Below are 12093 nucleotides of genomic sequence, written 5' to 3' on the forward strand. Positions count from 1 at the left end.
GGCGTTCGGGGCGGGCGGAGGGTGGGGCGGCGGCCGGTGTCAGTCGGCGGTGCGGGACACCTCGACGTTCTCCAGGACGCCGAGTGCGTCGGGCACGAGCACGGCCCCCGAGTAGTAGGTGCTGACCAGGTAGGAGATGACGGCCTGGTCGTTGATGCCCATGAACCGCACGTTCAGGCCCGGCTCGTACTCGTCGGGGATGCCGACCTGGCGCAGGCCGACCACGCCCGCCGCCTCCTCGCCGGTGCGCATCGCCAGGACCGACGTGGTGCCCTCGGCCGAGACCTCCAGCTTCCCCAGCGGGAAGATCGGCACGCCGCGCCAGGCCGGTATGCGGTGGCCGCCCACCTCGGCGTCGCCGAAGTAGATGCCGCGCCGGTTGCACTCGCGGCCGAACGCCGCGATGGCGCGCGGGTGCGCGAAGAACGCCTTGGTCTGGCGGCGCATGGCGAGCAGTTCGTCGAAGTCGTCCGGTGTGGGCGGGCCCGAGTGGGTGGAGATGCGCTGCCCGTAGTCCGCGTTGTGGAGCAGCCCGAACTCGCGGTTGTTGACGAGCTCCCACTCCTGGCGCTCGCGCAGCGCCTCGATGGTGAGCCGCAGCTGCTGCTCGACCTGGTTCATCGGCTCGTTGTAGAGGTCGGCGACGCGCGTGTGCACCTTCAGGACGGTCTGCGCGACGCTCAAGTCGTACTCGCGGGGCTTCAGTTCGTAGTCCACGAAGGTGCCGGGCAGGACCGGTTCGCCCGCGTGCCCGGCGGCCAGCGCGATGTCGGCCTCGCCGCGCTTGTTCTGCGGCCGCTCCCCCTCGGTCTGCCGCCGCCGCACGTGGGAGCTCAGCGCCTCGCTCTGGCCTGCGACCTCCTCGTACGCCTGCCGGGGCAGCGCGAGGACGGTGCACGCGGTCACGGCGCGCACGGTGAACTCCCAGTCGCCGGGCTCGGCGGAGACGACCTGGCCGCCGAAGAACCCGCCGTCGGCGATGATGCCGAGCCGGGTCTCCTCGCCGTACTTGCCGGTGCCGACCTTCTCCGCCTTGCCGTGGGCGAGCAGATAGACGTGGTCGGCGGGGCGGCCCGCCTCAGCGAGGACCTGGCCGGGCCCGAACTCCCGCTGCTGGAACCGCTCGGCGAGCGCCTGCAGCGCGTCGGCCTCGTCGAAGCCGCGCAGCAGCGGCAGCTCCGCCAGCTCGGCGGGCACCACCCGCACGTCCGCGCCTTCCTGTACGAAGGTGACGCGCCCGTCGCCGACCGCGTACACCAGACGCCGGTTGACCCGGTAGGTGCCGCCGCGCACCTCCACCCAGGGCAGGGTCCGCAGCAGCCAGCGCGAGCTGATGTTCTGCATCTGCGGAACGGTCTTGGTGGTGGTCGCCAGATTGCGCGCCGCCGCGATGCCCAGACTCAACTGGGCCTGTCCCGCACTCTGTTCAGGCTGTTCCGACTGCTCCGCCGACGATGCGGTCGTCATCCCTGTTCCCTTCCACTGCCATTGGGGGCTGCGCGCCGCAAGTGAATCAGCGTGCGACGAGAGTGGTCGAGGGTGACCACAGATGCACACAACGCGTTTGCGCCATGGGCTGCGCACCCCGGCTGGGCCCGCCACGTCCACCGATGCGCTCGCGCGCCGATCACGACCGCCATGGAGGACGTCCGGATTTCGGCGCAAGACCTCAGCCATCGTTCAGACCTTCAACTACCTGGGCTTTTCTCGATGGTGAGGATGTGTCAGAAGTGGCCGCGGATGCCGGGAGCACGGTAGAGGTGTCCTTGTCCGTCCCCCGCGCGCCGTGCTATCCCTTCGTCGTGTGTGCGCCGAGCCGAACCCCTGTGAACGGAGTTGCGGATGGAAACGCTGAACCGGCTGCTGTCCGGCCCCTCCGGGCTCGGCACGAGCTCGCTGCGCCTGGCTCCGGACCCGCAAGAGGCTGATCCGCCGACCGCCGCGCCGTCCCCCTCGCCCTCCCCCTCCCCCTCCTCGCGCATCGAGGGCCTGTACTGCCCGCCCGCCGTGCGGGACGACCGCGCGCTGGCCGACGAGGTCAACGAGCTGGTCGTGCAGTGGGCGGAAGAGGAGGTGGACCTGTATCCGGACACCGATCTGCGCGCGGCCCTGATCGCCTTCGATCCCGGGCGTTCGGTGATGCTGTGCCACCCGGACGCGCCCGGACTCGACCACCTCATGGCCGCCGCACGGCTGTTGGTCGCGGAGAACGCCGTGGACGACTACTTCTGCGAGGAGGAGTACGGCGGCCGCGCGGACCGGCGCGGCGCGGCGCTCGTCGTCGCCCAGTCGGCCATCGACCCCGCCCACAACACCCCGCGCTACGAGGCCGACGGGCGCGCCGCCCTGCACTCCCACCCCGCCCTGCGTTCGATGCGCTCGGCCATGGACCACTTCCTGGAGCTGGCCAGTCCGGCGCAGGGGCACCGCTACCGGCACGACATCGCGAACCTCTATCTCGGCTACAACGCGGAGGGCGACTGCATCACCCGCAACCGCACCCCCGCCGTGTGGGAGTACCTGGTGCAGCGGCAGTTCAACAGCTTCCGCGCCTGTCTCACCATCACCGACGCCATCGGCGGCTACGAGCTGCCCGCCGCGCTCTTCGCGGAGCCCGGCATCCAGCGCGCGGTCGCCCTCTCCTCGAACGCGGCGACGCTCTGCAACGACCTCTACTCACTGCGCAAGGAGCAGCAGAGCGAGCGCTTCCACTACAGCCTGCCCACGGCGATCGCCGCCGAGGAGGACTGCTCCATCGACGGGGCGTTCCAGCTGGCGATCGAGGTCCACAACGACATCGTCCACCTCTTCGAGGAGCAGGCCGCCGCGCTCTCCCCCACGCACCCGGTGGTGGCCCGCTTCATGACCGGGCTGTCGAACTGGATCGGCGGCAACCACGAGTGGCACTCGGGGAACGTGGGCACGCGCTACGCGACGTCGCCCTGAGCGGCGCGCCGCACAGCACGGCCTACGCCATGATCGTCGCGCCCGCTCAGCCGACGGGACCGCGCAGAGTCCAGGCGGACTCGTGCCGGGTGAAGCCGATGTGCGGGTAGTAGTCGACGGCGGCGGGCGCGGACAGGAGGATCACCTTCGCCTGCGGGGCGGCTTCTTGGGTGGCGGCGATGAGTGCGCGGCCCACGCCCTGGCCCTGGAACGCGGCGTCCACGGCGAGGTCACCGAGGTAGGTCGAGTAGGCGCCGTCGGTGAGGGCGCGGGCGATGCCGATGAGGCGGCCCTCCTCGGTGCGGGCGACGACGACCAGATTGGCCCCGGCCAGCATCTTGGTGAACCGCTCGACGTCGTCGACGGGGCGGCGCGCGTCCAGGGTGGAGGCCCGGTACAGGGCGAGGACTTCCTGGACGTCCAGCCCGGCGCCGACAACGTGCTCACACTTCCACATGCGGGGTGACTCCTTGCTCGGTTCTCTCTGGGGGCAGCGGGGGTGTGCAGGTCCCGGTCCAGCTCTTCCAGGCCGCGGCGAGGCCCGTCCCGTCCGCCCACACCTCGGTGGCGGCCGCCTGCACCGGGCGGCAGGCGGATGAGCCCCTGGGGGGCCTCGACGTTACGGGCGATGCGCTCGGGGAACACCCGCAGGCCGCGCAACAGCCCGGCGGCGGAGACGAGTTGATGGTGCGTTCGTGCCACAGCGCGATGTTCTCGTACGTACGCGGCTCCGGCGTTCGCGCGCAGCAGCCGGGCCAGTCCGCACAGCCGCTCGCTCGTCGTCGGGTTGCGCCTGTGCGGCATGTTGTCACATGCCGTTTCGCTGTCAGTCGATGACCGCCGTGGCCTCGATCTCCACCAGGTGCTCGGGGAAGGCCAGCGCCGCGACCCCGATCAGGGTGCCCGGCGGCACGGGAGTGACCCCGAGCTTCGCGGCGGCGCGGGCTGCCCCCTCCAGGAACAGGGGCATCTTGTCGGGGGTCCAGTCGACGACGTACACGGTCAGCTTCGCCACATCGCCGAAGGACGCCCCGACCCCCTCCAGGGCGGTGGCGATGTTGAGGTAGCACTGCTCGACCTGGGCGGCGAGGTCCCCGGCCCCGACGGTGACCCCGTCGGCGTCCCAGGCGACCTGCCCGGCGAGGAAGACCTGCCGGGTCCCGGAGGCGACCGCCACCTGCCGGTACGCGTCGACTTCCGGCAGCCCAGGGGGGTTCACCAAGGTGATGGCCATGTCGCTGTCGTCCTCTCTCGTGGTTACCGGGGAACCGTAAGAGAGCCCGCGCCGACGTGGAAGAACGCACTTTTGGGAGAGTGGGGAACCTCGCGGTGACCCAGCAGCTCAGAGCCTTGAACAGGTCAGGGACCAGGACCGTCAGGGACGGGGACCGTCAGCGCCGCGCGTGCCGGATCGTCAGCCGCCCGAACCCGACGACCCCCGAGATCCGGATCGTCGGCCCGCCCGGCCGGGCATTCCGCGGGGGCCTGTAGCGCGGCTCCTTCCACCCGACGCTCAGCCCCTCCAGGTCCACGGTCGCGTCGCGCGGCACCGTGATCCTGCTCCTGCCGGTACCGAGCTGCACCTCGATGTCGACCACCGGGGTCTCGATGACCGCCCGGGACAGATCCAGGTTCACCCGCCCGAACCCGGTCACCACCTTGAGGGTCCGGGGCACCCGCCAGACGCCGCGCCTGCGGATCCGGCCGGCGGGCGCCGAGATCGTGGCCGTGTCGCCCGCCTGCTCCGCCGGGAGCGAGGCCAGCGCCGACTCGATCTCGCCCCGCGTGCCGGCGGCGAGCACCCGGCCCACGCGCTCGTCCATCTGCTCGTGCGAGAGGTACCCCTCCGCGTACGCCTGCTGGAGGCGCCGGGCGGCACTGTCGCGGTCGTCGTCGCCGACAAGCTGGGACGGATCTTCGGGCAGCTGGGTCACCGCTTCACTCTAGGCCGTACCCACCCCCGTGACTCACCCCCGTACGGTGACCTCGAGCCGCTCCGAGGCCCGCCACTCGCCGGTGGCCCGGTGCACGAGGTAACTGACCCGCGCCGTACCCGGTTTGGGGCCGGACACGGTGAAGACGATGCTGTGGCCCACGTCCTCGGCGCCGACGACATGGCCGTCGATCCGGGAGGTGCGCAGCACCCCGGTGTCCCAGCGCAGCTGCACCTGGTCCCCGCCGCTCATGCCCTCGTACGGCTCTACGCGGACGACGAGCCGCCGGGCCCCGCCCTGCTCCAGCGGGACGACGAGCCGTGGCACCCCGCCATGCGCGGGGACGGTGACGCTGTCCGCCGCGTCGATGACGGGTGCCGCCAAGGGCCCCGAGAACACCTCTGCCGTGTCTGTCATCGTGACTCCCTCGCATCCCGATGCGCCGACGCGCGAACCTGAGCAGGGGCTGCACGCCGCCCCGCCCCTCTCCCCTCATCATCCTCGGCCCGGCCTCCGCCGGTATATGCTCATTCACCCTTTCTTCGCGGCCAGTTCGGCTGGCTGACACATGCCGAAGACACCCGCCCCGGCCCCCACTCACGCCCCTGGTCCACCGGCCGCGCGGGCGTCGGGGAGGATGGGGGCATGACGACGGTGGAACCCTTGGGCGCGGTGCGCGAACGCGTGCTCGCCACGCTGCGCCAAGAGATCATCAGCGGTCGCCTGCACCCCGGAGACCGCCTGGTCGAGCGCGAACTCGCGGACCGTTTCGGGGTCTCGCGGGTCCCGGTGCGCGAGGCCATCCGGGCGCTGCTCGCCGAGGGCTTCGTGACCTTCGAGACGCCGCGCCGCGCCGTCGTACGGACCCTGACGCGCACCGACGTCGCCGAACTCTTCGAGCTGCGCGAGGCGTTGGAGGTCTACGCGGCCGGGCGCGCCGCCGAACGCGGCACCCGCGACGACGTGGCACGCCTGGAGGAGCTCCTGGACGCCGCCGCCCGCGCGACGGACAGCGGCGAGGCGGAGGCCATCACCGACATCAACACCCGCTTCCACGACCACGTCCTGGCCATGGCGGGCAACGGCCTGCTGATCTCCGTCATGGAGCCGGTCGACGGCCGCCTGCGCTGGCTGACCCGGCAGAACGAGGAGTGGCGCCACCTCCTCACCGAACACCGCTCGCTGTACGAGGCCGTGGCCTCCGGCGACGCGGACCGGGCCCGCGACATCGCCCTGGCCCACGTCCGCACCAACTACCGCTCGACGGTGCGGCACCTGTTCGGGGACGACAGCGACGACAACTGACACAGCCGACACAGCTGACACAGCCGGCTCTGTATCGGCCGTGTATCACCCAGGACGGCGTCGGCCATCGATCCGGCGTCCGGGCCCGCATCCCGGGTGATCCGTGCTGAGCCGGGGTTATCGTTCGGTATCACGTGGCATAAAGCCACCTCAAGCCACGTCAAGCCGTACGAAATGGAGCGCCGCCCCGTGTCCCCGTCCGCCCCGGCCCCGGGCTCCTCCCGTCCCCTGCGCGTGCTGCTCGTGGAGGACGACGACCTGATGCGGCGCTCCTTCACCGTCGCCCTGGAGCGCTACGGCTACGAGATGAAGGCCGCGGCCGACGGGCTCACCGGGCTCGAACTCTTCCGTGAGCACAGCTTCGACCTGCTGATTCTCGATGTGATGCTGCCGGGGCTCGACGGGATCGGGCTGTGCCGCAGGGTCCGGGAGAGCAGCCTGGTGCCGGTCCTGATGATGTCCGCGCGCGGCGACGGGCTCGACGTCGTCGCGGGCCTGGAGGCCGGGGCCGACGACTACGTGGTCAAGCCCGTGGACACGTACGTCCTGGTGGCCCGCATCCGCTCTCTGCTGCGCCGGGCGACGTACGCGCCCGCGGTGAGCACCGAGCAGGCCGCCGTGGAGGGCCCGCCGCCCGACGAGGGGCAGATCCTCGCCTTCGGGGACCTGACCGTCGACACCGGCGGACTGGAGGTGTCCGTGGCCGGTGAGCCCGTGGCGCTCACGCCGACCGAGCTGAAGCTGCTGCTCGAGTTCGCCGCCCACCCGGGCATCGTCCTGGAGCGGCACACCCTGCTGCGCAACGTATGGGAGTACGGCTGGGACGGGGACAGCCGGGTCGTGGACCTGTGCGTGCAGCGGCTGCGCGGCAAGCTGGGCCGGGACAGGATCGAGACGGTCCGCGGCTTCGGCTACAAGCTCAGGCGCTGACCCCGGTGCGCCCCCTTCGCCGACCGTCCCTCCTGCACCGGCTGCGGCCCGCCCGCGCCTCCCTGCGCTGGAAGATCGCCGCCCTCGCCGCGGGCACCGCCTGCCTCGTCGTGGCGACGGTGGGCGTGCTGGTCCATCTGTGGACCGCGCGCGACATCCGTGAACGGGCCGAGGCGCAGGCGTTCAACACCGTGTACTCAGCCATGGACGTCTACCGGCGCACGGGCACCCTCGCCGACGGCGCCGAGCTGGATCCGGCCGGTCTGCCCGCGTCCTTGCGCCACCCGGACGACGACAAGCGGCACACGGCCTACGACGGGCACGTCGACGCGGACTCCAACACGGGACCGACCGCGTGGGCCGCCCAGCGGACCGGCGGGCCCGGCAGCCCGGTCCTCGCCGTCAGGATCAACATGAGCTCCCAGTTCCACACTCTGCGGCGTCTCGACATGACCATGACGGTGGCCTCGCTGCTCGCCCTCGCGGCGGCCGTTCCGCTCACGGCCTACGGCGCCGGACTGATCGGCCGCAGGCTGCGGCGGGTGTCCGAGACGGCGGGGCGGATCTCCGCCGGGGACCTCGACGCCAGGACGGGCCCCACCGCGGGCGGCGACGAAGTGGCCGACATCGCCGCCACCGTCGACCTCATGGCCGACACCCTCAGCCAACGGCTGCGCACCGAACGGCAGTTCACCGCGGACGTCGCCCATGAGCTGCGCACCCCCGTCGGCGGTCTGCTCGCCGCGGCCGACCTGCTGCCGCCCGGCGAGACGGAGGATCTGCTGCGGGGCCGGGTGCGCGACCTGCGCGCCCTGATCGAGGACCTGCTGGAGATCTCCCGGCTCGACGCCGGTGCCGAACTGCCGGTCAGCGCGCGGGTGCCGCTGGCAGACGTCGTCCAGGAGGCCGTGACGCGCACAGGTCTCGCGACCACGGTCACGGCGGCGGCCGCGGCCACCGTGGAGACCGACCCGCGCCGCCTCGAACGCATCGTCAGCAACCTCGTCGTCAACGCCCACCGGCACGGCGCCACCCCCGTCGAGCTCACCGTCGAGGACCGCACCGTCGTCGTGCGCGACCACGGCCGCGGCTTCCCCGAGGAGCTGCTGCGCACCGGTCCGCGCCGCTTCCACACGGGCGCCGCCGAGCGCGGCACGGGCCACGGCCTGGGCCTGACCATCGCCCTGGGCCAGGCGCGCCTGCTGGGTGCCGAACTGCGCCTGGACAACGCGCCGGACGGCGGCGCCGTCGCCACGCTGCGGCTGCCCGCCTGAGGGGACCCCGGCGGCGCCCCGCGCGGAACTGCTGCGGAGCGGCGCCGTGACCGATACACGGCGGCGCAGGTCCGGATACGTTCCCCGGACACCCTTCGGAGTGCACATGACCGCACCCGAAGAGGAGTCCCGGTGACCGCCGAACCCCTGGCCCCGTACGTACCGCAGCGCCCCGCCCCCGGCATCGCGGCCGCCACTTCCGGCCTGTCGAAGGCATACGGCACCGGTGACGCCCGTGTCGTCGCCCTCGACCAGGTCAGCATCGCCTTCCGGGAGGGCGAGTTCACCGCGATCATGGGCCCGTCCGGCTGCGGCAAGTCGACGCTGATGCACTGCGCCGCCGGGCTCGACACGGCCGACTCGGGCTCCGTGCGCATCGGCACGACCGAGCTGAGCTCCCTCAATGACCGGCAGCTCACGGAACTCCGCCGCGACCGGGTCGGCTTCATCTTCCAGGCGTTCAACCTGCTGCCGACGCTCACCGCCCTGGAGAACATCACGCTGCCCCTCAGCATCGCGGGCCGCAGGCCCGACCCGGCGTGGCTGGACCGCGTGGTCTCCATGGTCGGGCTCGCGGAACGGCTCGGGCACCGGCCCGGCGAGCTCTCCGGCGGGCAGCAGCAGCGCGTGGCGGTGGCGCGGGCGCTGGTCTCCCGGCCCGCGATCATCTTCGGCGACGAGCCCACCGGGAACCTGGACTCGCGGGCCGGCGCCGAGGTCCTCGGCTTCCTCCGCGACTCGGTGCGCGAACTGGGCCAGACCGTCGTCATGGTGACGCACGACCCGGTCGCCGCCGGATTCGCCGACCGCGTGGTCTTCCTCTCCGACGGCCGCCTGGTCGACGAGATGACGCGCCCCACCCCGGAGCGGGTCCTGGACCGGATGAAGGAGCTGGACACCCGCTCCCGTACGAGCTGAGCCCTCCCTCAGCGAAGCCGCTCGTAACGAATCCGCGCACGCCTCGCCCACGCGTCACGGCACCTGGCCCACACGTCACCACACCTGACCCACACGTCACCACACCTGGCCCACGCCCCACATCCCCGAAAGCCACCATGCTGAAATCAGCCCTGCGCAACGTCCTCGCGCACAAGGCCCGTCTGCTCATGACCATCCTCGCGGTCTGCCTGGGCGTCGCCTTCGTCTCCGGCTCCCTCGTCTTCGCGGACTCGTCCGCCGCGGCCTACCGTGCCGCCGCGTCACGGAACTTCGCGGACATCGCGGTCTCCGTGACGGCGAAGGAACCCCCGCCCGGAGCCACGGCCGACGCCCGCCGGAACGGCTCCGTCCTCGACGACGCGCTCGCCCGGAAGCTGGCCGAGGTCCCCGGCGTGAGCGACGTACGGCCGACCGTCCACGGCACGGCGACCCTCAACTCCGCGGACGGCACGCCGCTTCGGGCCGGCAGCGGCTGGTCCAACCTGGCCGGCGCCTATGTGCCGGGCAAGGACGGCAAGGACAGCCGCCATCCGCTGGTGGAGGGCCATGCCCCGCGCACGAGCGGTGAGATCGCCGTCGACAGCGGCACCGCGGCCGCCGGCGGCTTCTCGCTCGGCGACGAGGTCACGCTCGCCACCGACGGCCCGGCCATGACGAAGCGGCTCGTCGGCATCGTCACCACCAAGGACAGCCGGGTGACCGCGGGCGGTACCCTCGCGCTCTTCGACAAGGCCACCGCCCAGCGGCTGTTCGAGACGCCGGGCCACTACTCGGCAATCGACCTGTCCGCCGCGCCCGGCACCGACCAGGGCACCCTCGCCGGGCGGGTCGGCGCGATGCTCCCGGCGGACCGGGCCGAGGCCACCAGTGGCACCGCCCTGGCCGCCCAACAGGCCACGAACGTCGACATGATGACCCGGGGGCACCAGAAGCTGCCGATGGTCTTCGCCGGGGTGGCGCTGTTCATCGGCTCGTTCCTCATCGTCAACACGTTCACGATGCTCGTCTCCCGGCGCACGCGGGAGATCGCGCTGCTGCGGGCCATCGGCGCCTCCCGCCGCCAGGTGGTGCGCTCCGTCCTGTGGGAGGCGGTGCTGCTCGGGCTCGCCGCGTCGGTGGCCGGATTCCTGCTCGGCCTGGGCATCGCCGCCGTACTGCCCGAGGCCCTCACCACCTCGCAGAAGGCGCTGCCGAGCGGGCCGCTGGTGATCGGTCCGCGCCCGGTGGTGGCGGCGCTCGGCGTGGGTGTCGGCGTCACGGTGCTCGCGGCCTGGCTGCCGTGCCGCAGGGCGGCGCGGATCGCGCCCGTCGAGGCGATGCGCGCGTCCGAACAGCCGCCCACCGCCACCCGGTCCCGGATCCGCAGCGCGACGGGCCTCGCCCTGCTCGTCCTCGGCGCCGGACTGCTGATGTCGCTCAGCGGGGCGAAGGACGCTTCGGAGGACAACCTGCAGAGCGCGATGCTCGGCTGCGCCCTCCTCGTCGCCGCCCTGATGGTCCTCGCGCCGCTGCTCGCCGCCCCCGTGATCCGGCTGAGCGGCCGGCTGACCGCCCGCTTCGGGATCACCGGCCTGCTCGCCCGCGAGAACGCGCTGCGCGACCCGCGGCGCACCGCCGCGACCGCCTCCGCCCTGATGGTCACCACCGCCCTGGTCGCCGGGCTCGCCGTCATCGGCCACTCCACCGGGCAGGCCCTCGACCGGCAGGCCGCCGCCGGGCTCGGCGCCGACTACGTGATCAGTACGCGCACGTCCACGGACGGCCTCGACCAGGCCGCCGTCCGGCGGGTGGCCGGCACCGAGGGCGTACGGACGGCCAGTCCCGTCGCGGACTCCTCCCTGTTCGTCGGCGGCGGGGTCCGGACGGTCTCCGGCGTCGACCCCGCCACCGTGAACTCCGTGATGAGGCTCGACTTCGTCAGCGGCTCCGCCAAGGACCTCGGCCCCGGCCGGATCGCCCTCTCCCGCACCCTCGCCCGGCAGCAGGGCGTGACCACCGGCGGCCGGATCGAGGCGAGCCTGGGCCGCGGCCAGAAGCCCGAGCACTACACCGTCGTCGGCGTCTACCAGGACAACCCCATCGCCCAGGACGCCCTGGGCGCCCGCGGCGAAGTGCAGCGCACCGCGTTCAAGCCCGACTCGGTGCAGCGGATCCTCGTCCGCACGGACAGCGGCACGGTCTCGAAGTCGATGGAGGACCGGCTGCGCGCGGCCGTCGGCAACAACCCCCTCCTGAAGGTCCAGGACCGGCGGGCGCTCGTCGACGAAGCGGCCGGAGCCATGGCCGACCTGCTGACCCTGATGTACGGGCTGCTCGCCATCGGCGCCGTGATCTCGGCGCTCGGCATCGTCAACACCCTGGCCATGTCGGTCTCGGAGCGCACCCGGGAGATCGGCATGCTGCGCGCCCTCGGCATGAACCGCGCGGGCATCCGGCGCATGATCCGCCTGGAGTCGCTGACCGTCGCCGCCTTCGGCACCCTTCTCGGCCTGGCCGCCGGGCTGTTCGGGGCCTGGACGGTCGGCGCGCTGGCGGCCGGCGCGATGTCCGAGTACTCCCTGGCGCCGCCCTGGGGGACGCTGGCCCTGATCTGCCTGGTGTCGCTCGCGATGGGCGCGCTCGCGGCGGCGGTTCCGGCCCGCAGGGCCGCCGGGCTGCGGCCGTTGGAGGCGGTCGCGGAGTCCTGAGACGTGCTCCACGTCACCCTCTTGACCGGTGATGGACACCCCTGACAGAGTCGTCACCTGTTGAACCGGTGATGCATC

General features: G+C 72.5%; 11 protein-coding genes. 6 read left to right on the forward strand and 5 right to left on the reverse strand.

From position 1 onward, the window contains the following. Positions 1-39 precede the first annotated feature (39 nt). Positions 40-1467 (reverse strand): family 2B encapsulin nanocompartment shell protein, encoded by a 1428-nt coding sequence (locus ACQB60_RS24145; RefSeq protein WP_496928180.1) that lies wholly within the window; start codon positions 1465-1467, stop codon positions 40-42. A gap of 375 nt (positions 1468-1842) precedes the next feature. Here ACQB60_RS24145 and ACQB60_RS24150 point away from each other — a divergent pair, with 375 nt between their 5' ends. Further along, positions 1843-2946, forward strand: a complete 1104-nt coding sequence (locus ACQB60_RS24150) for a family 2 encapsulin nanocompartment cargo protein terpene cyclase (protein WP_496928181.1) — start codon at positions 1843-1845, stop codon at positions 2944-2946. A gap of 46 nt (positions 2947-2992) precedes the next feature. On the opposite strand, the gene ACQB60_RS24155 is transcribed toward ACQB60_RS24150, so the two are convergent. The 4 genes from ACQB60_RS24155 to ACQB60_RS24170 all read right to left on the reverse strand — a co-directional run bounded on the left by ACQB60_RS24155 (position 2993) and on the right by ACQB60_RS24170 (position 5297). Continuing rightward, positions 2993-3403, reverse strand: coding sequence for a GNAT family N-acetyltransferase (locus tag ACQB60_RS24155; protein ID WP_496928182.1), 411 nt, complete (start codon positions 3401-3403; stop codon positions 2993-2995). A gap of 369 nt (positions 3404-3772) precedes the next feature. Continuing rightward, positions 3773-4180 carry a RidA family protein gene (locus ACQB60_RS24160; RefSeq protein ID WP_496928183.1) on the reverse strand — a complete coding sequence of 136 codons (408 nt, stop codon included), beginning with the start codon at positions 4178-4180 and terminating at the stop codon, positions 3773-3775. Positions 4181-4337: 157 nt separating this feature from the next. Continuing rightward, positions 4338-4880, reverse strand: coding sequence for a DUF1707 SHOCT-like domain-containing protein (locus tag ACQB60_RS24165; protein ID WP_496928184.1), 543 nt, complete (start codon positions 4878-4880; stop codon positions 4338-4340). A 33-nt stretch (positions 4881-4913) separates the two neighbouring features. Next, positions 4914-5297 (reverse strand): hypothetical protein, encoded by a 384-nt coding sequence (locus tag ACQB60_RS24170; protein WP_496928185.1) that lies wholly within the window; start codon positions 5295-5297, stop codon positions 4914-4916. Positions 5298-5525: 228 nt separating this feature from the next. On the opposite strand from ACQB60_RS24170, the gene ACQB60_RS24175 reads away from it, so the two are divergent. From ACQB60_RS24175 to ACQB60_RS24195, 5 genes are all read left to right on the forward strand, one after another. Further along, on the forward strand, positions 5526-6185 hold the full coding sequence (locus ACQB60_RS24175; RefSeq protein ID WP_496928186.1) for a GntR family transcriptional regulator: 660 nt from the start codon (positions 5526-5528) through the stop codon (positions 6183-6185). A 174-nt stretch (positions 6186-6359) separates the two neighbouring features. Continuing rightward, the gene (gene cseB, locus ACQB60_RS24180) at positions 6360-7115 is read left to right on the forward strand and encodes a two-component system response regulator CseB (protein ID WP_496928187.1); all 756 of its coding nucleotides are present in this window, start codon (positions 6360-6362) and stop codon (positions 7113-7115) included. A 5-nt stretch (positions 7116-7120) separates the two neighbouring features. Further along, positions 7121-8389: a sensor histidine kinase gene (locus ACQB60_RS24185; protein WP_496928188.1), complete on the forward strand. Its 1269-nt coding sequence runs from the start codon at positions 7121-7123 to the stop codon at positions 8387-8389. 147 nt (positions 8390-8536) lie between these two features. Then, positions 8537-9307, forward strand: coding sequence for an ABC transporter ATP-binding protein (locus ACQB60_RS24190; protein ID WP_496928265.1), 771 nt, complete (start codon positions 8537-8539; stop codon positions 9305-9307). A 137-nt stretch (positions 9308-9444) separates the two neighbouring features. Beyond that, positions 9445-12015, forward strand: coding sequence for an ABC transporter permease (locus ACQB60_RS24195; RefSeq protein WP_496928189.1), 2571 nt, complete (start codon positions 9445-9447; stop codon positions 12013-12015). Positions 12016-12093: the final 78 nt, after the last annotated feature.

The organism is Streptomyces odontotermitis (assembly GCF_050510915.1).
GTDB lineage: Bacteria > Actinomycetota > Actinomycetes > Streptomycetales > Streptomycetaceae > Streptomyces.